This is a genomic window from Actinoplanes sp. NPDC026619 (genome assembly GCF_040638295.1).
GTDB lineage: Bacteria > Actinomycetota > Actinomycetes > Mycobacteriales > Micromonosporaceae > Actinoplanes.
This window is the reverse complement of sequence record NZ_JBEZYA010000034.1, coordinates 33,482-59,385: the sequence shown is the minus strand read 5'-3', so window position 1 is coordinate 59,385 and position 25,904 is coordinate 33,482. Positions and strand designations below refer to the sequence as shown.

14 protein-coding genes and 4 tRNA genes are annotated in these 25,904 nt (G+C 68.9%); 11 read left to right on the top strand and 7 right to left on the bottom strand.

The window, feature by feature from the left end:
• Positions 1-110: 110 nt before the first annotated feature.
• The 5 genes from AB0E90_RS44300 to AB0E90_RS44280 form a co-directional block, all read right to left on the bottom strand.
• Positions 111-1,532 (bottom strand): hypothetical protein, encoded by a 1,422-nt coding sequence (locus tag AB0E90_RS44300; protein WP_360418366.1) that lies wholly within the window; start codon positions 1,530-1,532, stop codon positions 111-113.
• A 68-nt stretch (positions 1,533-1,600) separates the two neighbouring features.
• The gene (locus AB0E90_RS44295) at positions 1,601-3,208 is read right to left on the bottom strand and encodes a glycosyltransferase family 39 protein (RefSeq protein ID WP_360418365.1); all 1,608 of its coding nucleotides are present in this window, start codon (positions 3,206-3,208) and stop codon (positions 1,601-1,603) included.
• Positions 3,209-3,217: 9 nt separating this feature from the next.
• Positions 3,218-4,885 carry an AMP-binding protein gene (locus AB0E90_RS44290; RefSeq protein ID WP_360418363.1) on the bottom strand — a complete coding sequence of 556 codons (1,668 nt, stop codon included), beginning with the start codon at positions 4,883-4,885 and terminating at the stop codon, positions 3,218-3,220.
• Positions 4,886-4,947: 62 nt separating this feature from the next.
• On the bottom strand, positions 4,948-5,589 hold the full coding sequence (locus tag AB0E90_RS44285) for a hypothetical protein (RefSeq protein WP_360418362.1): 642 nt from the start codon (positions 5,587-5,589) through the stop codon (positions 4,948-4,950).
• Between the two features lie 49 nt (positions 5,590-5,638).
• A complete protein-coding gene (locus AB0E90_RS44280; protein WP_360418361.1) occupies positions 5,639-6,508 on the bottom strand; it encodes a CDP-alcohol phosphatidyltransferase family protein in 870 nt (289 codons plus the stop codon).
• Positions 6,509-6,626: 118 nt separating this feature from the next.
• On the opposite strand from AB0E90_RS44280, the gene AB0E90_RS44275 reads away from it, so the two are divergent.
• The 10 genes from AB0E90_RS44275 (at position 6,627) to AB0E90_RS44230 (ending at position 14,060) form a co-directional block, all read left to right on the top strand.
• Positions 6,627-8,699 (top strand): TRAP transporter fused permease subunit, encoded by a 2,073-nt coding sequence (locus AB0E90_RS44275; RefSeq protein WP_360418360.1) that lies wholly within the window; start codon positions 6,627-6,629, stop codon positions 8,697-8,699.
• 1 nt (position 8,700) lies between these two features.
• On the top strand, positions 8,701-9,699 hold the full coding sequence (locus AB0E90_RS44270; RefSeq protein WP_360418359.1) for a TAXI family TRAP transporter solute-binding subunit: 999 nt from the start codon (positions 8,701-8,703) through the stop codon (positions 9,697-9,699).
• A gap of 115 nt (positions 9,700-9,814) precedes the next feature.
• On the top strand, positions 9,815-10,624 hold the full coding sequence (locus tag AB0E90_RS44265; RefSeq protein WP_360418358.1) for a DUF6745 domain-containing protein: 810 nt from the start codon (positions 9,815-9,817) through the stop codon (positions 10,622-10,624).
• 221 nt (positions 10,625-10,845) lie between these two features.
• A tRNA-Trp gene (locus AB0E90_RS44260) sits at positions 10,846-10,918 on the top strand.
• Positions 10,919-11,039: 121 nt separating this feature from the next.
• A tRNA-Ala gene (locus tag AB0E90_RS44255) sits at positions 11,040-11,112 on the top strand.
• Between the two features lie 5 nt (positions 11,113-11,117).
• Positions 11,118-11,189, top strand: a tRNA-Met gene (locus AB0E90_RS44250).
• Positions 11,190-11,193: 4 nt separating this feature from the next.
• Positions 11,194-11,267 (top strand) — tRNA-Arg (locus AB0E90_RS44245).
• A 20-nt stretch (positions 11,268-11,287) separates the two neighbouring features.
• The gene (locus AB0E90_RS44240) at positions 11,288-12,274 is read left to right on the top strand and encodes a hypothetical protein (protein ID WP_360418357.1); all 987 of its coding nucleotides are present in this window, start codon (positions 11,288-11,290) and stop codon (positions 12,272-12,274) included.
• Positions 12,267-12,920 carry a hypothetical protein gene (locus tag AB0E90_RS44235; protein WP_360418356.1) on the top strand — a complete coding sequence of 218 codons (654 nt, stop codon included), beginning with the start codon at positions 12,267-12,269 and terminating at the stop codon, positions 12,918-12,920. Before AB0E90_RS44240 ends, AB0E90_RS44235 begins: the two co-directional genes overlap by 8 nt.
• A 315-nt stretch (positions 12,921-13,235) precedes the next feature.
• Positions 13,236-14,060: an alpha/beta hydrolase gene (locus tag AB0E90_RS44230; RefSeq protein ID WP_360418355.1), complete on the top strand. Its 825-nt coding sequence runs from the start codon at positions 13,236-13,238 to the stop codon at positions 14,058-14,060.
• A gap of 4 nt (positions 14,061-14,064) precedes the next feature.
• On the opposite strand, the gene AB0E90_RS44225 is transcribed toward AB0E90_RS44230, so the two are convergent.
• A complete protein-coding gene (locus AB0E90_RS44225) occupies positions 14,065-15,063 on the bottom strand; it encodes a 2-oxoglutarate and iron-dependent oxygenase domain-containing protein (RefSeq protein ID WP_360418354.1) in 999 nt (332 codons plus the stop codon).
• A gap of 79 nt (positions 15,064-15,142) precedes the next feature.
• The gene (gene mycP, locus AB0E90_RS44220) at positions 15,143-16,273 is read right to left on the bottom strand and encodes a type VII secretion-associated serine protease mycosin (protein WP_360418353.1); all 1,131 of its coding nucleotides are present in this window, start codon (positions 16,271-16,273) and stop codon (positions 15,143-15,145) included.
• Between the two features lie 178 nt (positions 16,274-16,451).
• Here mycP and AB0E90_RS44215 point away from each other — a divergent pair, with 178 nt between their 5' ends.
• Positions 16,452-25,871, top strand: coding sequence for a LamG-like jellyroll fold domain-containing protein (locus AB0E90_RS44215; RefSeq protein ID WP_360418352.1), 9,420 nt, complete (start codon positions 16,452-16,454; stop codon positions 25,869-25,871).
• Positions 25,872-25,904 lie beyond the last annotated feature (33 nt).

Here is a 25,904-nt window from a genome sequence, read left to right as displayed (position 1 = left end):
TCAGCGCGGCTGCCCACCACGGCAACGCGGGAATTTACAGCAAGGCGTCCAGCGTCGGGTGTTTTGCCGACCACTCCCGCACGCCGGAGAAGGACCAGGGAGCGCTGCCCCTAACTCGGCAGCACTCGGGCGATCTTGATGGAGCTGGAGGTCGAGCCGGCCGCCGGGTAGGCGGCGCTGCCATCGGCGTACGACTTGAAGGCCTGGTAATTGTGGTCCTTTGCGGCGATCGTGAACTGCTTGCCGATCGCGGCAGCCGTGCCGGAGTCGTAGACCTGGGCCTTCATCGACGAGCCGGACTGCCACGTCAGCAGCATCTTGGAAGAGCCGTAGGCGACCAGGTGGGGATGGCTCGAACTGGCGGCCGTCTTGATCGTCTTGCTCGCCGCCGAACTGCCGCTGAAGTGCGACAGGCGGATCGTGCCGCCCTGGCTCCACGCCGTCCAGTAACCGGATGACTTGGCCAGCACCAGATCGCCGCCGAACAGGGTGCCGTCGCAGGTGCCGGCGGCCACCGTCCGGTACGGGTCGGGCTGCGCTATCCGGCAGTCGTTGTCGGTGGCGCAGACCATCGCGAACTTCTTCGCCCGCGGATCCCACACGATGCGCGACGTCCAGGCGTGGCTGCAGCCGACCTCGAAGCTGTTGTGCCCGCTCAGCAGCGAACCCGACTTGCTCACCACCTGCATCCGGTCGCCCTCGTGGATGTCCACGCAACTGCCGTTCTTGACGGTGATCGCCACGCCGAAGTAGGCCGCGTAGTTGCTGCCGTCGAAGGCCAGCCGGCCGTGGTGCTGGTACCACCAGACGAACCGGGCGCCGTCGTCGTAGCCGCCGCGCGCCGACGTCAGGTTGGTGACCTGGCGCTCCCACACCGTCTTTCCGTTGTTGTCGAAGCGGACCATCACCATCTGGTTGCACGGGCTGGACTCGCCGCCGCACAGCGGGCCGGTGTGGCAGTCGCCCTTGCGGGTCAGCAGCAGCACGCCGCCGGTCGCGTCGGCCTGCACGTCCTGCAGGTCGATGCCGGTGAAGCTGGTGGGGCTGCCGACCAGCTTGTCGTTGCAGTCGAGCTTGCCCAGGTGGACCTTGGCGTCGGTGCCGAGCCAGGCCAGCCAGGAGCCGCCGCCGGGGGTGGCCGCGATCGCCATCGGCAGCGGATCGGTGTCGCCCTCGCCGCCGTAGCCCTTGACGCCCGAGCCGGTGCTGACCTGGGTGACCTTGGTGGTGGGGGCCGAGCCGACCGGGCGGGCGCAGGGGCCGGCGACCTTCGGCGCAGCAGGCTTGGACGACGCCGCCGCCGACACCGAGGGCGGCACGGAGATCGACGGAGCGGCCGCACTGGTCGGCGCGGTAGTTGTAGTCAAAGCAGAGGGCGACGATGAGGACAGCAGGCCATCGGCCCCGGCGGGCAGGACAAAAGCCGCGGCGGCGGTAGCGGCGATCACCCCGGCGGCCACACCGATCACGGCGAAGCGGCGGGCCGGCGACCAGGGCTTGCGATGCCTCTGCGGGGCGTCATTCGTACTCATCAGCGCGGGACTTTACTGGGAACGCTCCCAAGCCGTCATGCTGAAGATCTTTGGAGAGTCTTAAGCCTTCAGCGGCGGTAGATCCGGATCGAGTACCCCACGTTGTCGATCTCCGTGCTCGAGTCGATCAGCTGCTTGAGCTTCCCCTTCGCGAGCGCCACCCGCGAGTCCGACACCACGAGCAGCCCGTGCACGTCGCCGAGCGCCACCGTCGTCGCGAGCGGATTGCGCCCCTGGATCCCGTAATAGCCCGGCGCCCCGCTGCCCTTGTAGACCAGCCACACCGTCTCGTTCGGATATTTCTCCCGCAGCCGGTTGCCGAGCCGCCCCAGGTCCTGCCCCCAGTCGACGTTGGCGTCGTGCAGGTTGAGGTGCGTCTTCGCGGTCCCGCCGAACGCCTCGTTGGAATACGGCAGGTAATAGGGGAACGTCAGCATCGAACTGACCGCGACGAAGGCCACCAGAGCCGCCACCCCGACCCGGGCAAACCTCCATCGGATCAGCACGACGGTTCCGGAGACCACCGCCAGGAAGATCGGCATGAAGATCACGTAGCGGGTTCCGTAGTCGCGCGCCCCGGTCATCGCGATCAGCATCAGCGCGGCCGCCGGCAGCAGCAGATAGAGCGTCGCGATGCGCAGCGCCGGCCTGACCAGCATGGTCACCACGCCGGCCAGCCACATCGCGAGCATCCCGAGCGGCGTCTTGATCAGCAGAGCGACCGGCAGGTAGTACCAGAGCGATCCGCGGTAGGCCCGCCCGAGCAGGAACCCGTTGAAGTTGCGCGCCTCGAACCGGAACTGGATCAACACCCCGTCCCGGTACGCCTTCGGCAGCGGCAACAGGTCGACCGCGAGCCCCTTGAGCCCGCCCGGGTTGGTCACGCCGACCGGTGTGGTCCAGCGCAGCCGCGGATCGACGGCCAGGTAGACCAGCCAGACGACGGCGACGGCGATCAGTCCCACGCCGATCGCGCCGAGCGCCCGCATCAACAGCTCGCGCCACCACTTCGACGAACGCCCGGCCACGGCCGGAGACAACAGGGCAAGAGCGACAACTATGGGTACGGCGGGGAGCGTGCTCATCCGGGTCGCGAGTGCCGCGCCCAGTGCCAGGCCGGCGAGCGGCAGATAGAGGCGGGGCCGGTCGCGCGACCGCCACAGCATCCAGAAACAGGTGAGCAGCATGCCGGCCGCCGGCACGTCCAGCGTGGCGAGCGAACCGTGCGCGATCACGTCGGGCGAGAAGGCGTAGAGCGCGAGCGCCACCAGCCCCGCCCACGGCCCGGCCAGATCGCGTGCGAACCCGAGCACGACCAGCCCGATCAGGATGGTCAGCACGATCATCGGGAGGCGGGCGAGCAGCATCAGCCGGAACGGGTTGTTGCCGGTCTCGTAGAGCAGATGGCGCCCGAGCTGCGTCTGGTTGCCGGTGTACGCCGGGTCGAGCTCGGCGTCGCCGAACGCCAGCCCGGCCGCCATCACGAGCTTGCCGAGCGGTGGGTGCTCCGGGTTGTAGCGCACGCTGTGCTGCTGGGTGAGCACCTCGGCGGTGGCCACGTAGACCGGCTCGTCGATGGTCGGCGACTGCTGCAACGCCGTGGTCACCATCGCGAACGCCATGCCGCCCAGCAACGCGACGACTACGAGGAGATAAGCGATGCTTCGGCGCGGCACCGCGCTAACTTACCCGGTGTATTCGCCCTCTGGTTTCGCCGTCGAGTCGGCGTGCTTGACCAGCTCAGCCTCGCGCAGTTCGACTCGGCGAATCTTGCCGGAGATCGTCTTCGGGAGGTCGGCGAACTCCAGGCGGCGGATCCGCGCGTACGGCGGCATGTGTTCCTTCGCGTACGCGAAAATGGCCGTTGCCGTCTCCGCCGAAGCGTCCCAGCCTTCCGCAAGCACGACGTAGGCCTTGGGCACCGCCAGCCGCACCGGGTCGGGCGACGGCACCACCGCGGCCTCGACCACCGCCTCGTGCTCGATCAGCACGCTCTCCAGCTCGAACGGCGAGATCCGGTAGTCGGACGCCTTGAACACGTCGTCGGTGCGCCCGACATAGGTGATGTAGCCGTCGTCGTCGCGGCTGGCCACGTCGCCGGTGTGGTAATAACCGCCGGCCATCCGCTCCGCGGTGAGCTCGGCGTCGCCGTGGTAGCCGACCATCAGCCCGAGCGGCGGCGGGTCGAGGGCCACGCAGATCTCGCCCTCTTGCGACACGGCGCCGGTGCTGGGGTCGATCAGCTCGATCCGGTAGCCGGGGACCGGGCGGCCCATCGAGCCCGGCTTGACCGGCTGGCCGGGAGTGTTGGCGATCTGCACGGTGGTCTCGGTCTGCCCGAAGCCGTCCCGGATCGTCACCCCCCACGCCTTCCGCACCTGGTCGATGACCTCGGGGTTGAGCGGTTCGCCGGCGCCTACCACCAGCCGCGGCGGGGTGCGCAGCGCGGAGAGGTCGGACTGGATGAGCATGCGCCACACGGTCGGCGGCGCGCAGAAGCTGGTCACGCCGCATCGCTGCATCTCGCCCAGGAGGCGGCCGGCGTCGAAGCGCGTGTAGTTGTAGATGAAGACGCAGGCCTGTGCGTTCCACGGGGCGAAGACGTTGCTCCACGCGTGCTTGGCCCAGCCCGGCGAGGAGATGTTGAGGTGCACGTCGCCGGGCCGCAGGCCGATCCAGTACATCGTCGAGAGGTGCCCGACCGGGTAGGACTGGTGGGTGTGCTCGACGAGCTTGGGCCGCGCGGTCGTCCCCGAGGTGAAATAGAGCAGCAGGGTGTCGGTGGCTTCGGTCGGCCCGTCCGGGACGAATCGGTCATCCGCCTCGTAGGCATCGGCATAGCGACGCCAGCCGTCCACCGGCTCGCCGACAGCGATCCTGGTGACGTCGAGCTCGGCGAACTTCGGCGCCGACGACGATCCGACGATCACGTGCTTGGCGCCGCCCCGGGCCACCCGGCCGGCCGAGTCGGCCGCGCCCAGCAGCGGGGTCGCCGGGATCAGCACGGCGCCCAGCTTCATCGCGGCGAGGATCGTCTCCCACAGCTCGGTCTGGTTGCCGAGCATGACCACGATCCGATCGCCGCGCCCGACGCCCTGCGCGCGCAGCCAGTTGGCCACCCGGTTGGAGCGGCGGGACATCTCGGCGAACGAGAAACGCTGCTCGGAGCCGTCCTCCTCGACGATCCACAGGGCGGGCGCGTCGTTGCCCTCGGCTATCACGTCGAACCAGTCGAGCGCCCAGTTGAACTCGCCCAGCTCCGGCCAGCGGAAACCGGCCAGCGCCGCGGCGTACTGCTCCGCGTGCTCGACCAGAAAGTCCCGTGCCTGCCGAAATGCCGCCGTGCCCGTCATGGGTGACATGCTGCGCCGGGCCGGGCGTTGACCGGTACCCCCGAATGGGGGTGGCAATGATCTCAAATACCCAGCGTGCGGGTGGCCACCATTCCCCGGCGCACATCACCGGTCACACAAGCCATCTCCAGTGGCATCCGCATCGTCGCCGGGTCAAGAGGCCCGCGGTATCCATCGGTCGCGAAGACCTTCTCGGCCGCGTCGCCGGGGAGTGCGAGCCGGCTGCGGTGCAGCAGGTCGCGGCCGGTCAGGCTCGGGTAGACCTCGATGTTCAGGTGCGGCCAGCGGCCCTGGTGGGCGCCCGGGAAGATACTGCTGAAGCGCACCCAGCCGGCCGTGTCGGCGGCCTGCACGCCACGCAGGTAGTTCTCCCGTTCGAGCCCCTCGCCGTACAGGGAGTAGTTGCCGTCGCGGTCGCAGTGCCACAGGTACACGGCGTAACCGGTCAGCGGGCGGCCGGAGTTGGCGCTGGTGAGGCGCAGCCGGATGTCCAGCGGCACGCCCCGGGCCACCCCGGTCGCGGTGCCGAAGCTGCGGCGGAGGTCGCCGCGCACGATGCCCGAGCGGACCAGCGGCGTCATCTGACGGCCGGACGCGACCGCCGCCACCGTGGTGCCGCCGGCCAGGCCGGTCATGCGGCGCCGGCGCACCAGCGGGAAGTCGCGGGCGAGTCCATGGTCCGGCAGCGTCTCCAGCTCGATCATGCCGCTTATTTCACCGGCGATCGGTTGCGGAGGCGCGCCGGTCACGGTTTCAGTTCGGGTGCTTCGCGTACGCCGTGAGCTCGCTGAACTCCGCCGCTTCCGCCTCGGCCGCGCGCAGCTTGGCCGGGAACGCCTGGGTCTGCTTCCACAGCTTCGCCACCAGCCAGGCCTCGAAGATCAGCAGCAGCGCGCCGGCGGCGACCGTGACCGGGATCAGCCAGCCGGTGAGCGGGGCGATGATGAAGACGGTCATCTCGTACTCGATGCCGCTGAACAGGTGGGTCCGGATGCGGTGGCTGCGCAGGAAGTTGCCGACCTGCCGTTTGCGCGACACCTGAGCCGGCTGCGCGTCGTCCTCCTCGGCTTCGGCGTCAGCCTCCGCGTCGGCCTCGGCCTCCGTCTCGCGGGGCGGGCGCAGCTCGTCGAGCTTGGCCTTCATCTCGACCCGGACCTTCGCGATCTGGCTGCCGTTGAGGTAGCGGAACAGGTCGAGGAAGACCACCACGGCGAGCAGCCAGAGGTAGATGATCCGCTCGGACTGCACGTACTGGCCGCCGAACAGGGCCAGCGCGCAGATGAAGACCCGGATCCGGTCGAACACGAAGTCGAACCAGGCGCCGAAGATCGAGCCGGTGCCGTTGAGGCGGGCGATCTTCCCGTCCATGCAGTCGACGATGAAGCTCACGTGGAACAGCAGCGCGCCCGCCACCAGCCACCATCGGGTCTGCATCGCGAAGCAGCCCGCGGCGGCCAGACCGATCACGGTGGCGAGCAGGGTCAGCATGTTCGGGGTGATGCGGCGGTGCGGGGCAACCAGCCGGACGAGCCGGGACGCGACCGGGTCCACCAGCAGCACGGTCCACCAGGCATCTCGTGGCTTGTAGGTGCGCTCGCGGATCTCTTCCAAGGTCACGTTCACGAGGGCGCACTTTAGTAATGATCTCTAGGAAAACGCTATGTCTTCCGTTACGAAATGCATTCTTACTAAGCACACTTGACGTAGTACTCTCCGTCACATGGGCGGGGATCGATCTTTAGTGGGGACTGCGGACCCGCCCGCCATTCACTATGACGACGAGGAACTGCCCGCCCGCAACCTCACTGGGCGCATCGGTCTCGGCGTCGCGGTCGTCGCGTTCGCGGTCGCGGTGCTCGTCCTCTGGCAGGTGTTCCGGCCGCTCGCCCGGGGCAGCCAGTTCTACTTGATCATCTTTCTGGCGGGCACGTTGCCGCTGGTCTTCCTGGCGTACCGGGCCCGGCTCGGCCGGAGCAGCCGGGAGCGGCCGACGCTGCCGGACTGGATCCTGGCCGGGCTCGCGCTGATCGCCTGCGTCTACCCGATCAGTCCGCTGCGCGGCGGTTACGACGGCTTTCTCGACCGGCAGGGCCTGCTCGAACCGATCGACATCGTCTTCGGCGCGGCCCTGCTGGTCCTGGTGGTCGAGGCCTGCCGAAGAACGACGGGACTCGCGCTGCCGATCGTCTGTCTCGCTTTCCTGGCGTACGGCTACTACGGCGGCCTGCTTCCGCAGAACTGGCCGATCGCGCACGCCGGGCTCGACTTCTCGCAGATCGTCGACGCGCTCTACAACTCGGGCAGCGGCTTCTACGGCACCCCGCTGGACGTCGCCGCCACGTACATCGTGCTGTTCACCATCTACGGCGCCGTACTCGACCTCAGCGGCGCCAGCCGGTTCTTCGTCGACCTGTCGGTGGCCGCCTTCCGCCGGTCGCGCAGCGCCGCCGGCCGCACCGCGGTGGCCGCCGGCTTCCTGCTCGGCACCGTCTCCGGCTCGGGCACCGCCACCGCGGTCAGCGTCGGCGCGGTGACCTGGCCACTGCTGCGCCGCGCCGGTTACCCGCCCGAGCAGGCCGGCGGCATGCTGGCCGCGGCCGGCGTCGGCGCGATCCTCTCCCCGCCGACCCTGGGCGCGGCCGCATTCATCGTCGCCGAGTACCTGGACGTCTCCTACCTGACCGTCCTCGGCTGGGCCACCATCCCCACCCTGCTCTATTACCTGGGCATCCTGCTGGCCGTCGAGATCGACGTGCGGCGGTTCCGGGTCCGGCCGGTTTCTCTCCCGGACGCGAGCGTTCGCCGGCTGCTTCTCCGTTTCGGCTACCACTTCTCGTCGCTGATCCTCATCGTCGTGCTGCTCGCGCTGGACGTCAGCGCCACGCGCGCGGTCGTCTACGCCACCCTCGCCGCGTTCCTGCTGTCCTTTCTCGACCCGGCCAACCGGATGACGCCGCCGCGACTGTTCACCGCCCTGTCCGCCGGGGTGCGCGGCGTTCTCCCGGTGGTCGCGGTGTGCGCCGCCGCCGGCATCATCACGGCGATCACCACCAAGACCGGGCTCGGCGCGCAGCTGGCCTCGTTGCTGGTCTCCGGCGCGCAGGCGGTCACCTCGAACCCGACCGCGGTGCTCGCCCTGACCGTGGTGCTGGCCGCGGTGGCGCTGGCTATCCTCGGCCTGGCCGTGCCGGTCACCGCCAGCTTCATCATCGGCTGGGTCATCATCGGGCCGGCGCTGCTCGGGCTCGGGGTGCCCGCCCCGGCGGCGGCGATGTTCGTCTTCTACTACTCGGTGCTGTCCGAGGTGACCCCGCCGACCGCCCTGGCCGCGGTCGGGGCGAGCGCCATCACCGGCGGGCGCACGGTGCCGACGATGTGGCAGGCGCTCAAGTACGCGCTGCCCGCGTTCCTGGTCCCGGTGGCGTTCGTGCTCACCGACTCCGGGTCCGACCTGTTGGGTCGCGGCTCCCTCGTCGGCATCCTCTGGACCACGGTCGTCGCCGGGCTGGCGGTGCTCGGGCTGGCGGTGGCGACCGGCGGCTGGGTGCTCGGCATCGGCCGGGCCGGGGTGCCGAGCCGGGTGCTCGGCGGTGTGGCCGGGCTGCTGCTCCTCTATCTGGAGCCGGTGACGATCGGGCTCGGGATCGCGGCTCTGGTGGCGGCCGGGCTGTGGGCCTTTCTGCGCCGTTCTCCGGAGCGGGCGGCCACGATTTTCCGCGAGCCAGGGGCGGACCATTCCGGCGAGAGCGATGAGAGCGCGTACTCATCGAATGGTGTTGATGGAAAGAAGGAATCGCCAACGGAACGGGGATGACATGAGACGAATGGCAATCGGTGTGGCCAGCCTCGTGCTCGTCGGGGTCGCCGCCTGCGGTGGCCGGCAGGATGCCGCAACGACCGACAGCGGCGGGGAAGTGACCTGCGACGTCGCCAACGAGACCCGGGTAGGGATAGCGACCGGAAATGCCACCGGGGTGTATTTTGCGCTCGGGAACGCCTATGCCGAACAGATCGGCGCATCGGGCGGAAAGGTCAAGGCCACGGCGGCCGAGACCGGGGCCTCGGTGCAGAACATCCAGCAGGTGGTGGCCGGCACCTACAACGTGGCGTTCTCCCTGGCCGACACCGCGGCGGACGCGATCAACGGGACCGGGAGCTTCACCGGCAAGCAGCCGATCGCGGCCCTCGCCCGGATTCACACCAACTACACCCAGGTCATCGTGCGCAAGGCCGCCGGCATCAAGGACGTCGCGGGAATGCGCGGCAAACGGGTCTCCACCGGCTCGCCGAAATCCGGCACCGAGGTGATTGCCAATCGGGTGCTGACCGCGGCCGGACTGGACCCGGCCAAAGACATCAGCGCGCAGAAACTCGATCTGACCAAGACCGTCGACGGCATGAAGGACGGCTCGATCGACGCGCTGTTCTGGTCGGGCGGCCTGCCCACCCCCGGAATCACCGACCTGCTCACCACCTCGGCCGGCAAGGTGGAATTCCTCGACATCACCGGCGTGCTGCCGGCTCTGCAGAAAATCAATCCGGTGTACGAGGCCGGAAGCATTGCCGCCGCGACCTACAAAACCGCCGCCGACGTGCCGACCGTCGTCGTGCCGAACCTTCTGCTGGTGCGCAACGACCTCGACCCGAACGTGGCGTGCGTGCTGACCAAGGTGCTCTTCGACCGGAAGGCGCAGCTCGAACAGGCGAACGCCGCCGCCAAGGAAATCACCCTCGACAACGCCCGTAAAACCGACCCGGTGCCGTTGCACCGCGGCGCCGAGAAGGCCCTCGACGACCTGCACGCCCCGAAGTGATCTTCGTCCGCTCCGCCGGAAAATCGCTTGCCCGGCGGAGCGGACGCGGTCATCCTGGCGGCATGCGTAACTTCGTTCGAAAGGGCGTGCGCGCCCTCGCGCTTTGATCGCGACCGTGCGGCCGGACCTGTGGGTTCGGGCCGCCGAGATCCGCCAGGAGTGGCTCGAGATCGGGTTGAGCACGACGCCCGCCGACCGCCCGGCCACCGAGGAGGCCATCTCCTCCATCTATGCCCGCCATGGTCGTGCCCGGCCCGCGTTCGTCTGGGTGTCGTCGCCGGCCGGCGCGCTGCCACACCTCGCCGGCCTGCCCACCCACCAGACGCTGCGCTCCTGGGTGACCGACCGCCGGCCACCCGGCCGGCCGCCGATCGCGAGCGACATCGCCGCCGGGCTGTCCCGGCTCCGTTCGTCGATGATGGCGGCCTACCAGGAACCGGCGCCCGACCGCCGGCCGTTGCAACGGGAGAAGGGCAAACCCTGGCCGCTGTTGCCGCCCGACCGGGCCCTCGACGCCGGTCTGCCCTTCCACGAACTGGTCCGACAGGGCGTCGAGCAGGCACTGTTCCGCACGCTGGCCGACGGGGTCTACCACCCGATCCGGACAGCGCTCGCCACCCTGCTCCCGTCGGCTCAGGCCCGGGACATGCTGCCGGTCGGCTGGTACGGCCACCAGGACGCGGCGTGGATCGCGCACCTCGACGTCCTGCGCCGGCTGCGGCTGATCCCGGCCGGGGCCGCCTTCGAGACCTGGGTGTCGCTCGCGCGCTCGGGCGGCTGGTGGTGGCCCGGCGAACGGCAGTGCGTCGTGGCGGAGCGGCCCACCGCGATCCGCACCGAGCCGGTGCCCGGGGCATGGCACGACGAGCGACAACTGCACCTTTCCGGCCCCGCCGTGGAATACCGCGACGGCTGGCTCCTGTGACCCATTTTCTGTTCGCCCGAAAATAGCGTTGTGGAGGCGGCGGCGGTGTTCTACTGTTTGAGGCATCCGCACCGGACAGCACATGAAAGGGGACCGACATGATGTGGCGAGCCGCGATGCGATCCCCGGGAGTGAGCTGGCGAAACGGCTGATGCCGTAACGGTTTCCGTCGCCGCCCTCCCACCTCTGGGACGGGCGGCTTCGTCGTCTCCGGACCTCTTACGGGCGTAGCTCAATTGGTAGAGCAATGGCCTCCAAAACCATGTGTCGCGGGTTCGATTCCTGCCGCCCGTGCGTCTTTTATGACATCAATTAAATAGGGCGAGGAGCGGCCGTACGCGGGCCGGCTTCCGGGCTCGCTGGACGGGAATAATTGCGCTACCCATCCAACGCGTGCGCCGCTCCTCGCCGACGAGGGCTCGTAGCTCATTTGGCAGAGCGCCTGTCTTGCAAACAGGAGGTGGCCGGTTCGAAGCCGGCCGGGTCCACGCACGTCGTTGTAGCTCAGCGGGAGAGCGCCGCCCTCATAAGGCGGAGGCCGGTGGTTCGACCCCACCCGACGACACGGAGCCCCTGTGGCACAGCTGGATAGAGCGCCGGATTACGAATCCGGAGGTCGGGAGTTCGAATCTCTCCAGGGGCACTTAACTAGACTGCGCGACCGTGGAAGATCCCTGCGTGCTCGGCCAGATCACCTGCCCGTCCGGCCAGCTGGCCCTGATGGACGGTGGGTACCTCGGGTTGTGGTCCGGCGACCGGTCCCCGGCCGAGGTCCGCGATCCGGAGGGCGTCCCGGCCGTCGATTTCGAGGTGGTCGGCGCTGACGCGGAGGCCGCCGCCCGGTCCTTGGACCGCCAGTCCGGCCGCTACCTCTACGACATCCCGGAGCACGCCGTCGCGGAGTTCGTCGCGATGTTCGACGCGCACTGCCGCGAACACGGCTTCGCGGCGTCGTTGCAGCCCTATCCACGCCAGGTTCCGCACCGGGAGCGCCTCCGGCGCGCGGTGGCCGCCGGCGATCCCGACTTCCTGATCACCGGGGTGCCGGTTATCCCGATCGGCAGCGTGCCCTCCGATCGGCCGCTCGTGGTCACGGCCTTTCCCGGCGAATGGGGCTGGCGGCAGATCCGCATCGCGTTCGCGTCGAGCCCGGCCGTGCGGTCGCGCCCGCTGGGCCGCATCGGGGTGGACGCCGCCCGGTTCGTGTTCGCCGACGCGGACGCACTCGGGTCGTGGGTGCACGAGGACTCCCTGGACGGCCTCGCCGACGTGGCCTTCTGGGGCGGGGACGAAGACCTGATCGCCGCCGAGTTCGGCGCCGAGCGCACCGGGACTCCCGGCGAAGATCACTACGGCTGGGTCGACCTGCCGATCCAGCAGGCGTACGACCGTGCCGTCGCGCTGAATGACCGGCGCAACGCCGCGCCCCGCGCCCGATTCGCCTTCGACTTCCGCCCCCATTCCCACCATTTCCAGGTGATGGCGGCCGTGCGGGCCGCCGAGCACGAGGCGGCGACGATCACGGTCGGCGACGCCGAGATCATGATGGCCATGACATCGGTCGGCGACGGCTTCTTCCCCGTGCACCTCGACCTGGATGCCGCCGGCGCACCGGTCGCCGCGACGATCACCATCGACGACGGTGAGTGACGGCATGCTGTCCGCGGCGGTGCGGAACAACGCCGAGTGGTGTGCGCTGGTGTGCCGGACCCACGGCGTGGAGTCGCGCTTCGAGGAACGGGTGTGGCGTGCGCTGGGTCCGCCGCCGCCGTTCTACCCGTCGGCGATCACGCTGGCGCCCTCGGCCTCGGCGGCCGACGTCGGGCCGGCCGGGGCTTCGGTGAAGGACAGCTACGCCACGCTCGATCTCGACCCGGAGGGGTTCCGCCCGCTCTTCGAGGCGCAGTGGATTCACCGCGCGGCGGCGGCGCCGGTCATCTCGGGGCCGCGCGCATCGCGGGTCTCCGACCCGGCCACCCTCGGTGACTGGGATGCCGCCTGGGGCGGTGGCGACATCTTTCGCCCGGCGCTGCTCGACGACCCGGACGTCGCGGTCCTCGCGCTGCACGCCGGCGACACGATCCGGGGCGGGGCCATCCTGAACCGGGCCGGCGGCGTACTCGGAGTCTCCAATCTTTTCGGGGATGACGACGACGTGTGGGCCGCCGTGATCGTGGCGGCCGGCGAGTTGTTCCCCGGCCTCGATCTGGTGGGCTACGAGCAGGGCGACGACCTCGTGCCGGCGCTCGCTGCGGGTTTCCACCCGATCGGCCCGCTGCGCGTCTGGATCGCCTGAGGCGGCTCGCAGCCGAGGCACAGGCAATTCTGCTCGGACGGCGTACTCGTACAAACCGGTCATCAGGCCTTTGATTTTGTCGTTGTCTAAGTTGTGTGGTCCGCCACGGCCGGGTGTCGGCGGCGTGCTTCCGAACTCGGTCGGGCCGGGGCTGTCACCAGGTAGAAGGCGGCCCTAGCACGGTTCGGGGGTTCCGCGTGCGGGCTTCCGGCTCTTGATGATCATCACACCGGTGTTCACCTGGTAGAAACCCGGAGCCGGTTACGTTCGGGGCGGGGGAGCGTGGACGCGCTCCCAGGAACTTGGAGGCAAGCGGTGGCTTACATCACCACACCCGATGGCGTCGAGATCTTCTACAAGGACTGGGGCTCGGGCCAGCCGATCGTGTTCAGCCACGGCTGGCCGCTGTCGTCCGACGACTGGGACGCCCAGATGATGTTCTTCCTCCAGCACGGGTACCGGGTCGTCGCCCATGACCGGCGCGGCCACGGGCGTTCGACCCAGGTCGCCGACGGCCACGACATGGACCACTACGCCGATGACCTCGCCGCCGTGGTCGCGCACCTCGACCTGCAGGACGCGGTGCACGTGGGCCACTCCACCGGTGGTGGCGAGGTGGCGCACTACATCGCCCGGCACGGCGAGTCCCGGGTCGCCAAGGCGGTGCTGATCTCCGCGGTCCCGCCGATCATGGTGAAGACCGAGTCGAACCCCGGCGGCCTGCCCAAGGAGGTCTTCGACGGCATCCAGGAGCAGGTCGCGACCCGCCGCTCCGAGTTCTACCGGGAGCTGCCGGCCACCGCGTTCTACGGCTTCAACCGGGACGGCGTCGAGCCGTCCGAGGCGATCATCCAGAACTGGTGGCGCCAGGGCATGATGGGTGGCGCCAAGGCTCACTACGACGGCGTCGTGGCGTTCAGCCAGACCGACTTCACCGCGGACCTGCAGAAGATCACGGTTCCGGTGCTGGTCATGCACGGCGACGACGACCAGGTCGTGCCGTACGCGGACTCGGGCCCGCTCTCCGCCAAGCTGGTGAAGAACGGCACGCTGAAGACGTACGCCGGTTTCCCGCACGGCATGCCGACCACGGAGGCCGCGACCATCAACGCCGACCTGCTGGCCTTCCTGCAGTCCTGACGTTCTAAGCGGGCCGGGCGGTGAGGACACGAGCCGCTTCACGTACGGCGGTGGTGTTCTTGACCCCGGCCCGCGAACCGTTGAGCTTGGCCGTGATGTGCTCCTGGACCGTCACCGGCTCGTAGTGCGGCTCGTCGCCCTCGGCGACGAACTGCGGCAGCGTCTCGATGACCGCGTCGGCGTTGCCGTCGTGGAAGAACGCGGCCGACCGGCGCCGCTTGATCGTCCCGTCGACGACCGGCGGCTTGACCCGGTGCAGCGTCGACATCCACACGTCATTGGTCAGCCGGGCCGTGACGTCGCCCAGGTTGACCAGCAGCGCGCCGTCCGTGGGCTGCACGTCGTGCCAGGCCTGGTCGGTGCCGAGCACCTGCAGGCCCTCGATCTGATCGGCCCAGAGCACCGTGACGATGCCGAAGTCGGTGTGCTCGCCCATGCCGGTGAGGTCGGCGCCCAGCTCGATCTCGCCCGGCGGCAGGGCATAGTTGTTCATCCGCAGCACGTCGATCGAGTCGCCGGCGAGCCGGTCGAAGTAGTCCGGCTCGACCCCGAGCGCGGCCGCGAAGATGTCGGTCAGCGTGTTCGCCACCCGCCGCGCCTCATCGAAATGCGCCTGCACCCGCTCGTGGAACTCAGCGGTCGCCGGCCACACGTTCTGGTCGACGCCGATGTTGAACGCCTCGAAGAAGTCGTTCATCCGGGTGACCGGGTCGACGCCGAGGCTGTAGCTGAGCGACTCACTCTTGGGCGGGCTGTAGCCCCGGTTCTCGGCGGCCGGCCTTTGGTAACCCTTTTTCGCCTCCAGCGGCAGCGCGAAGAAGTCGTCGATGGCGCCGGCGAGACCACCGGTGACCGACTCGGGCACACCGTGCCCGACGATCTGGATGAACCCGACCGTGCGGCAGGCCCGGTCGAGCTCTCCGACCACCCGCGCCTTCTCCGCGGCGGAACCGCCGCCCACCCAGGCGCTGATGTCCACGGTCGGGACGGCGAACTCGGTCATTCCCGCAGTGTGCGCGGCGATTGTTACCGCGGTGCTTCGAGCCCGGCAGCCGGGCGCGGGGCATCCGGCCGGCCTGTGGTTACGCCGCCTTGCGCGGGCGCCGGGCGGCGTTTCTTCGCCGGATGATGAAGGCAGCCGCCATCGCCGCGGCGACAACCGCTGCCACACCGCCGATGATGATCGAAGAGGCGGGACTCCGGTGCTGACCGGCGGCACTGGTCTTCTCGACGGGGGCCATCGGCTGGAGAAGCGGATTGGTGACGGCGGCGGCCGGCTCCGGTGCGGTCAGTGCTCGGAAGGGGTCGATGAGGCCGTAGCCCTGCTGGGCGTCGCGGCCGGTACTGCCACCATGCGCGGTCGTGGTCAGGCGCGCGATGATCTGAGCGGCGTTCTCGTCGGGGTAACGCGCGCGGAGTAGCGCGGCCGTTGCGGCGACCTGTGGGGCCGCGAAGCTGGTGCCGGTGGTCGTGATGCGGCTGCCTTGAGTGCTGGTGGTGTAGATGTCGACGCCGGGTGCGCTCAGGCCGAGGTAAGGGCCGGTCTCGCTCTTGGGCCACCGGGTGTTGGTGTTGTCGGTGGCGGCGACCGCGATGACGCCGGGCAGCGCGGCGGGGTATTCGGCCGGGTTGCCCAGCTGTCCGTCGTTGCCGGCGGCGGCGACCACGACGATGTCGTTCCGGAACGCTTCGTCGACGGCGGAGCGGACCTGCGGGTTGAGGATCGGCGTGGCGCTCGAGATGTTGATGACCTTGGCGCCGTGGGTGGCGGCATAGTCGATGCCCTGAGCGAGGACGGCGGGGTCGGCGGCAAGGTCGATGGAGATGCGCACGGGCATGATGGACGCGCCCGGAGCGAGGCCGGTGACGCCGTCAGCGCGGCCGGGGTTGCCGGCGATGATCCCGGCAACCGAGGTTCCGTGGCCGTTGGATGACGTGTCGACCCGTCCGTCGGCGGCCGTTCCGGTGAAATCGGCACCGGGCAGAATGCGTCCGGCCAGATCGGGGTGGTGAGCGTCCACGCCGGTATCGACAACGGCGACGACAACGCCTTTACCGGTGCTGAGCTGCCAAATTCGAGAAGCGTCGAAATGGTCGGCATCGAGTGACCACTGTGGCGTGGACGCCTCCTGCGCTGCTGCCGGCCCAGTCGAGCTGAGCAGCGCAATCATGGCGGCGATCGTGCTCGTCGTCAGACTTGTCAGTGGTCGCACGCCAGGACGATAGGCCCTTGAAGACCCCTTTCACATCTGTGATCCATCTCACAAACATCCATCCAGACGTTTAGATCTTCTAATGGAAGAGTCCCTTCACGTACAGACGTGGCGACCGTCTGTCGCTGATTTCGTCGTGCGTCTCATTTGGACTTTGTTCTGCGGGGGAGTGAGTCGCGTGGGCATCATCAGTGTGCGTTCGGTACGTGTCGGGCTGGGAGTTCTCCTCGCGGTCGCGGTGACCGCGGGACTGGAACCGGCGCAGGCGATGGCATCACCTTCGCCAATCGGTAGAGCGCCGAACCCGGCCACCCCGCAGCAGGCCGCCGGCACCGCGGCCGGCCGGGCACATCAGGTACAGGCCGCGGCGACCGGGCCGGCCAAGGGCGCCAAGGCTGCCAAGGCCTCGAAGCTGGTACGGCCCAAGGGCGCCGTGCCGAAGTACGTGACGCACACCCCACAGCACGAACCGACCTCGTCGGGTGCCACAGTGCACTCCGCGCCGGCCGGTAAAGCCGCACCGGCCCGCAAGTCCGCCGGGTTCAACGCGCGCACCAGTATCCGTCGTGGAGACCTGAGCTCGGCCACCACCACGGTGTTCGAGAACACCGACGGCACCTTCACCGCGCAGATCCACCAGGCGCCGATCAACAAGCAGGCCGCGGACGGGACGTGGGTGGCCGATCCGGCCACGCCTGCGTTGCCCGCCCTGTCCGGCCCGGCCGCATCAGCCAAGGCCGCATCAGCCAAGGCCGCCTCAGCCGATGCCGCGGCGGCTATCACCAACCCGATCGGGCAGCGGACGACCTCCGGCAGCACCTACGTCAAGTCCGGAGTCACGCAGAACTTCAGCAGTGACAACGCGCTCTACGTCGGCTCGCAGGGCGGCTACAAATACAACTCGTTCCTCAAGTTCGACAGCTTCGCGTCGCAGTTCACGAACGCCTACGTGATCAGCGCCAAGCTCTACCTCGACACCGAGTACTCCGGACTGAACGCCGGCATCTGCGACTCGACCGCGGTCAGCATCGCCCCGGTGACCGGCTCGTGGAGCCCGACCACCCTCAAGACCTTCCCCGGCCCGGCCACCGGCGCGTCGATCGGCACCGCGAGCTGGTCTGGCGGCGTCAACTGCGCGAACGGCCGGGTGTGGGGAGCGGTGCCGCTCAACCCGCGGACGTTCACGAACTGGGCGCACGGCTGGGCCGCCAACAACGGCCTGGCCGTCACGGCGCCCTACACCGACGCGTCGTTCAAGGAGTTCAACCCGGACGACGCCTACCTGTCGATCGAGTACGCGGCCGACAACGCGGGCGCCTCCTATGCCGAGACCCTCTACGCGTCGCCCTGGAACAACAAGACCGGCTGGGCGAAGGTCACCGTGCAGAACGAGGGCTCGGCGACCTGGACGGCGACCAACGGCTACCGGCTCGGCTACGAGATCTACACCGTCTCCGGTACCACCCGAACCCTCTACTCGACCTCGAACTATCTCACGACGATGCCGGGCAACGTGGCGCCGAACAAATCGGTGACGGTTACCGCCACGCTGCCGGCGCTCACCCCGGGACCGACGTATCAGGTCTGCTGGGACATGGTCTTCGGCAGCCAATACTTCTCCGGCCTCGGAATTCCGCAGACCTGTTACGGCCTCGCGGTGGTGAACAATCCGCCGATCATGGATGCGTTGTATCCGTACAACAACTCGACGCAGTACACGCTGACGCCGAACATCTACGTGACCGCGCACGACGTCGACGCCTATCCCGGTACCGGGCTGACGTACACGTACAACCTCTATGCGGTGGGGTCCACGACGGTCCTGGCCACCTCCGGCGCGATCACCACACCGAGCTGGATCGTCCCGGCCGGAAAGCTCTCCTGGGGCAGCAGCTACTACTGGACCGCGCAGGTCAGCGACGGAAACAAGGCGACGCCGTGGTCGCAGCCGGCCTATTTCAGCGTGCCGTCGCCGGCGCAGCCCCTGATCACCAGCCACCTCGGCGCGGCCGCGGCGGACGCGACGCTCGACGGGGTCAACCCCGCTGCCGGCAACTACAGCACCTCGGCCGTGGACATCACGCTGCCCGGCCCGAGCCGAGGCCCGGTGGGGGAGTTGCGCCGGACCTACAACAGCGTGGATCCGCGCGGTGGCGGGTTCTTCGGCGCGGGATGGTCGTCGCTGCTGGACACCAGTCTGGTCGAGGACAACGACGGCTCGGGCAGCGTCGTGGTGGAGATGCCGGACGGGCACGAGGAACGTTTCGGCAAGAACGCCGACGGAACCTACAAGTCGCCGCCCGGTTCACGGGAGATCCTCACCGTCCAGGCCAGCTTCTTCGTGCTGATCGAGCCGAGCGGGTTGAACTACAAGTTCATGAACCCGTCGCCGGACCCGGTGAGTGGCCGCACCGTCCACCGGGTGTCGGAGGTCTACAACGGCGACAACCTTGGCGTCGGGATCGCCTACGCTCAATTTCCCATTGCGCAGCCGGACGGCTCGACGATAACCGAGCTGCTTCCCTCGGAAATGAACATGGACCCGTTCAACCGGGGGGCCGATCCTTACTTCACGCAGCTGAATCTGCAGTTCACCTGGGGCAGTGGCCGGGTAACCACCTCCACCGGCAAGACCATCGGCGTTCCGCACATCACTCAAGTAATTGAGATGCAGAACTACACCAACGCCGACCGGACGTGGGCCTACAACTACGACACGTCGAACGACCTCACGTCGGTGTGCCCGCCCGCCAACTCCGGCGCCTGCACCAGCTACGCGTACAACTCCGGCAGCGTGACCGGCTCGCACTTCTCGTCCATGGTCCTCGACTCCGGCCCGCAGGCCTATTGGCGGCTGAGTGACGCCGGCGGTGCGACGACGGCTGCGGATCAGGTCGCGGTCAACGTCGGCACCTACAACGCGACCCCCACGAACGTCACGTTCGGCCAGCCCGGTGCGGTAGCCGGATCGCCGGCGACGTCGGCCGCCTTCAACGGCACGAGCGCCAAGCTGGCCCTGCCGAACAACCTGGTGGCCGGCAGCAACATGACGGTCGGCATGTGGTTCAAGACCACCCAGGCCGGTGGGACCCTCTTCAGCTATCAGGGTGTGGCGCCCGGCACCGCGACCAGCGCCAGCTACGTGCCGGCGATCTACGTGGGCACCGACGGCAAGGTCCATGCGCAGTTCTGGAACGGCACGCTCAAGCCGATGGCGTCAGCCGCCGCGGTCAACGACGGCAAGTGGCATTTCGTGGTGCTCTCCGGCGCGGCCAGCACCCAGACCCTCTATGTGGACGGCGCCCAGGCCGCGACCCTGACCGGCAGCACCATCGCGGCGAGCGGCATGCCGTACGTGACCGTCGGCGCCGGCGAGATCGCCGGCAGCTGGCCGAACATTCCGTCGGGCAACGCGCTCGGCTGGTTCTCCGGGCAGATCCAGGACGCCTTCTTCCTCACCAAGCCGCTCGGTCTGCCCGCCGTGCAGCAGGAATACTCCGCGGCGACGGTGGCCGCCCGGGAGCTGGTCTCGAGCAAGCTGCCGTCGGGCAAGACCGTGGCGGCGCTCACCTACGACGCGCTCGCCGACCGGGTCACATCGGTGGCCAACGGCGACGGCGGCACGTACCAGTTCGGCGGCCCGGTCACGACCGGCTCGACCGACTACTACCGCGGCGCCGTTCTGAGCACCCGGCCGACCTACGGTTATCCGCTGAACGAGGACTCCGGCGCCATCGCGCGCAACCTCCTGGGCCAGAACCCGGCCACGGACGGGTCTACCGACGGCGTCTACAACGACGTCGTGCTCGGCACACCCGGCATCTTCGGCGACTCGGGTGACAGCGCGGGCACGTTCAACGGCACCTCGTCGTACCTGTCCATGCCGTCCGGGAGCGTCAACGACAGCACCGGCAGCGCCGCCGTCGGCCTGTGGTTCCGCACCACGACCGCCGGCGGCACGCTCTTCTCGTACCAATCCGGCCCGGTCGGCGGGACGCTGACCGGAAGCTACGTTCCCGCTCTCTACGTGGGCAACGACGGAAAGCTGCGCGGGCAGTTCTGGGACGGCACGCTCAAGCCGATGGTCTCCACAGCCGCGGTCAACGACGGCAACTGGCACATGGTCCTGATGACCGCCGGCGGCACCGCCCAGACCCTGTGGCTGGACGGCATCAGTCAGGCCACCCGCACCGGAGCAGCCATCAGCGGCCTCGCAAGCGCTATCGGGGCCACCACCGTCACCGTCGGCGCCGGCTACATCGGCGGCGCCTGGCCGGTGCCGCAGGCGGGCAACCCGCAGGGCTACTTCAACGGCCAGATCGCCGAGGCCGCCCTCTACGCGCTGAACCCGGACCAGTACACGACCGGCACCGCCACGTACCTGTACCGGGCCAAGGGCTCGTCGATGTCGCCGATGCCGACGACGACGGTGAGCGTCACCGATCCGGTCGGCGGCACCTCGACGATCAGCATGGACCCGGGCAACGGGATGCGGACGACCGCGACCACCAACTCGCTGGGCCAGGTCACCCGCTACACCTACGACACCCTCGGGAATCGGGTCGGCATCACCGACCCGGACGGGCACAGCCGGAGCGCGATCTTCGACAGCCACAGCAACGCCATCCAGCAAACCACCTGCCAGACCGCCAGCAGCTGCCAGTCCAGCTACTACTCCTACTACTGGCGCTCGGCCGACCTGTCCGACCCCAACAACGGCAAGATGCTCGACTCGGTCGACGCCCGGGCCGGAGCTGTCGGCACGGCGAATCCCGCGTACCGGACTACGTACGCCTACAACGCCACCGGTGAGCTCGTGTCGGTCACGACGCCACCGACCACCGAGAGCCCGAACGGCCACAAGACGACGTACACCTACACCACGTCGACCACCAAGAGCGTGGGAGGTAACTCCTCAGCGCCGGCCGGGCTGCTCCAATCCGTTCAAGACCCGCTCGGCCGGACGACGACGTATGAATACGAGTCCGGGGGAGAGCTCGGGAAGGTCACCGAACCATCCGGCCAGACCATCCGTTACGGGTACAGCCGGTACGCGCAGATCCGGGAAGTCACGACCACCTCGGATGCCTACCCCGATGGGAAAAGCACCTGGTACACCCATGACGGTCAGGGCCGGCTGACCGGCGAGCAGGACCCCACGACCACCGAAGCGGTGACCGGCCGCCAGCACACGGCCAACCACACCCTCACGTACGACGTCGACGGCAACCTGCTGACCGGATCCACCGCCGACCTCGGCCAGACGGTATTCGACTGGGCCGTCGACCCGGACTACCCCAACGCCATCGTGCAGAAGGAGACTCCGGTAGCAGGACAGTCGGGGCTGGACACGACCCGCACCAATACCTATGCATACAACGCCGGGAACCGGATTGCCTCGGTTGCCGATCCGCAGGGGCGCAAGACCAGCTTCAGCTACAACGGCATGGGCTGGCGCACCGGTAGCACCTCGCCCGACGGCACGACCCTCGCCTACGGGTACTCGTCGGTCGGTGACCCGCTGACCACCACCCTCAAGGGCTGGACCGGCGACCCCACCGCGCCGACCACGCCGGCGGACCTCGTGCTCGAGTCCCGCGCCTACGACCCGGCGGGCCGGCTCGCGTCGGTGACCGACGCCATGGGCCGCACCACCGGCTACACCTACTTCGACGACAACCACCTGCAGTCGGTCACCAACGCGGTCGGCACCGACGACGCGGTCGCCACCACCTTCACCTACGACGTCGCCGGCAATCGGACCGGCGAGTGCGACGGCTGGACCGCGGCGACCGGTTGCTCCGTGCAGATCCAGTACACGATCGACGCCGCGAACCGGGTCACCAGGACCGTCCAGGACCCCAGCGGAGCGAATGTCGCCCTCGCCGAGACGTTCAACGCGAACGATGACGTGCTCTCCGCAGTCCAGACCGGCGGCGGCGTCACGCGGACCACGACGTTCGGCTATGACTCGGCCGGCCGGCTCACGTCCCAGGCAGTGAACAACGGCAGCGCCAACCTGACCACGACGATGATCTACGACCAGCGTGGCCTGGTCACTTCGGCGACCGACCCGCGCGGTTACCCCACCACGTACCGCTATGACGAGGCCGGCCGGCAGGTCGGCGTGACCAGCCCGCCGGCTTCCATCGAAAACGTCGGCGGCACCGCGGCCACGACCGCCGTCACCGCGCTCACCGGCATCAACACGTTCGGCGAAGTCGCGGAGACGAAATCGGCCGCCGGCACGATCCAGACCAACACCTACGACACCGCCGGCCAGCTGGCCGCGACGGCATGGCCGGCCTACACCCCGCCCGGTGCGACCGCCGCCGTCAACCCGAGAGTGGCGTACGCATACGACACGCTGGGCCGGCTGACGACCCTCACCGACCCGCTCGGCAATGCCCAGACGTATACCTACGACCAGCTCGGCAACCAGGTCGCCACCACCCTGCCGGACGGCCGCAGCACCCACACCGGCTATGACGCCGACGGGGAGGTCCTGTCCGTCACGGACGCCACCGGCGCCCGCACCGAGGCAACCTACAACGCGCTCGGCCTGGCGATCACGGCAACGCAGATCGTCCGTGGCGCCACTCCCGCGGCCGACACCGCGACCTTCTCGTACGACCCGGCCGGCAACGTGACGAAGGTGACCGACCCGCTCGGACACGCCTCCACCCGAACGTACGACCACCTCGGCCGGGCGATCAGCAGCACCGACGCGGTCGGCGACACGACGAGCTACGCCTACAACCTCGCCGGGCAGATCACCAAGCAGACCGCGGCCGACGGCACCGGCCGCGTCGCCACCTACGACCTTGCCGGCCGGCTGACCGGGCTCGCCGACCAGGACAGCACCGGCGCCACGCTGCGCACCGCCGGCTACACCTATGACGAGGCCGGAAACCCGACAAGCGTCACCGACCCTCTCAACAAGACGACCACGACCGTCTACGACGCCCTCGACCGCGTCACCAGCCAGACGCAGCCCGGTACCGGCGGGCAGAGCATCACCACCCGGTTCGGTTACAACGCCGACAGAAACAAGACCCGCTACACCGACCCCAACGGCAACGTCACCACCTACACCTACAACGTCCTCGGCCTGCCTGAATCCACCGTCGTACCGGCGGTCGCCGGGCAGACCGGGGCCGCCGACCGCACCACCTCGTTCGGGTACGACGCCGACGGACGCCTCACCACGACCACGAGGCCGGGCAACGTCACGGTGACCTCCGGCTACGACAAAGCCGGCCGGCTCACCGCCCAGTCCGGCGCCGGGGCCGACGCCGTCACCGCCGCCCGCTCCTTCACCTACGACGGCGCGGACCGGCTCCTCACCGCGACCAGCGGCGCCACCACCGACCGGTACACCTACGACGACCGCGGGCTGCTGCTGACCTCGAGCATGTCCGGCTGGAACTCGAGTTTCGGATACGACGCCGCGTCCCGGATGACCTCGCAGACCGACTCCACCGGAACGACCGGTTTCGGCTACGACGACGCCGGTCGGCAGACCAGCCAGAACGACCCGCTCACCGGGGCCACCGTCACGGTCGGCTACAACAAACTCGACCAGCCCAGCACCGTCAACTACGGCACCGACGGCGCTACCCGCGCCTACAGCTACGACAGCCTGCACCAGCTCACCTCGGACGTGCTGAAGAATCCGTCCGGTGCCACCGAGGCGTCGGTCGCGTACAGCTACGACCTCGCCGGGCACGTCACGTCCAAGAACACGACCGGTGTCACCGGGGCCGGCAGCAACAGCTACAGCTACGACGACGCCGGCCGGTTGTCGTCCTGGACCGCCGGCTCGGTCACCACCCCGTACACCTACGATCCGGACGGCAACCGGACCCGGGCCGGGCCCGCCACGTACACCTACAACGCCCGCTCGCAGCTCACCACCGCCACCAGTGGCTCGTCGACCACCAGCTACAGCTACACACCCCGGGGCACCACCGCGGCGATCACCGCCGGTACCACCACGAATATCGCCTCGGATGCCTTCGACCAGCAGCTCACCTACGGATCGACCGGCTACAGCTACGACGCCCTCGGCCGCCTCGCCAGCGCCGGCAGCCGTGTCCTGAGCTACGACGACCAGAGCAACAACGTCGTCTCCGACGGCAGCCAGACCTTCACCCGCACCGCCGACGGCACCCCGCTGTCCACCTCGATCGGTGGCGCCGCCGCATTCCTCAACGTCGATCGCCACGGCGACGTCACCGGCACCTTCACCGCCAGCGGCAGCAGCCTGACCGGCTCCACCAGCTACGACCCCTACGGCGCCGTCACCGCCACGACCGGCGCCCGCAGCGACCTCGGCTATCAGGGCGGCTGGACCGACGCCGGCACCGGCTTCGTCAGCACCGCCTCCCGCTGGTACAACCCCGGAAACGGCAACTTCACCAGCGCCGACACCCAGCAGAACACGCCCGACCCGGCCGTCAACGCCAACCCGTACGCCTACGGCAACGACGACCCGCTCGGCAACACCGACCCGACCGGCCACGACTCCTGCACCACCTACCTGGGCGAAGTCGCTCGACTCAAAGCGGCTCAATACACCAAGCCGGTCTGGGATTGGGGCCACCTCGTCCCCAACGGGGCGCCTGGCGGTGGCGGCGGAGTCGGTGGCGGAAGTGAAGCCGGCGGCGGAAGTGGAGGCACGAGCGGTGGCTACGGCTCCTCCCCCTACGCCGGCAACTCACGCTTGGACGCCTACGACAATCAGCGCGACCGCTTTCAGAACTCGACTTCGTCCAGGGGCGGCGGTTCCAGCGGAGGCAGCAGTTGGCTCACCTCATCGGCGTGGGGCTACGCCGCCGGCGGTGTCCTGCTGGTCGGCGCAGTAGTCACGGCACCGGTGTGGGGCACGGGTATGGCCGTCACCGCGGGCTTGATCACTATTGTCGCCGCGAGCGCGTACACTCTCGCGGCGTCCGACAGCACCAGATGCACCGCCACCAACGCCCCCACCAAGCCGAGAGACAAGGCAGCCAAGCGCACCAGAGGCCCGGCCGACCCGACTAGCGGCGCCAAGAACGCCAGCCAGGCCGACCCCGATCTGCCCGAGGGGGCCCGGGCGCCGCAGGAAAGCCCGGACAGCGACACAGCCCCCGATTCCCAGCACGTCTATTGGGAGGAGGACGGCTGCACCGTTGCCGGCCTCAAACGCGATGGCCAAGGACCTAAAGCCACGGCCTGGGACTGCAGCAGCAACTCCGGAGAACCGAGTGCACCAACGCAAGGGCTCAGCATGCCACCACGCGACGAGGTGGATCCCAGCGAGCCGTGGAACGTGCCGTCCGAGACCGATGAGGACCGCAGGAAGAAGCTGCAGGACGACATCGGAGACGCCCTGGGTGACGGTCTCGAGGACATGGGCGACATGAACGACTACGTCAGCTCCATCAAGGATGCCTCGACGGCCAGAAGTCAGGCATCCGTCCCCGTCAAACCGCCCGCGGTACCGAGTATCACTCAGGTGCCGAATGCGGCGGACGGCATCGATGCCGGAAGCGCCTATGCCCTGATGGGCACAATCCTGTGGGCCGCGATCAAGGCGGCACGAAAAACGAGGTGACCGGTCGGATAGCGTGGCTTCCAGATTTCGTGG

What these genes read in the sequence shown, in the direction of transcription:
- AB0E90_RS44300 (WP_360418366.1), bottom strand. Translation starts at nt 1,532, where the DNA reads ATGAGTACGAATGACGCCCCGCAGAGGCATCGCAAGCCCTGGTCGCCG.
- AB0E90_RS44290 (WP_360418363.1), bottom strand. Translation starts at nt 4,885, where the DNA reads ATGACGGGCACGGCGGCATTTCGGCAGGCACGGGACTTTCTGGTCGAG.
- AB0E90_RS44285 (WP_360418362.1), bottom strand. Translation starts at nt 5,589, where the DNA reads ATGATCGAGCTGGAGACGCTGCCGGACCATGGACTCGCCCGCGACTTC.
- AB0E90_RS44270 (WP_360418359.1), top strand. Translation starts at nt 8,701, where the DNA reads ATGAGACGAATGGCAATCGGTGTGGCCAGCCTCGTGCTCGTCGGGGTC.
- AB0E90_RS44225 (WP_360418354.1), bottom strand. Translation starts at nt 15,063, where the DNA reads ATGACCGAGTTCGCCGTCCCGACCGTGGACATCAGCGCCTGGGTGGGC.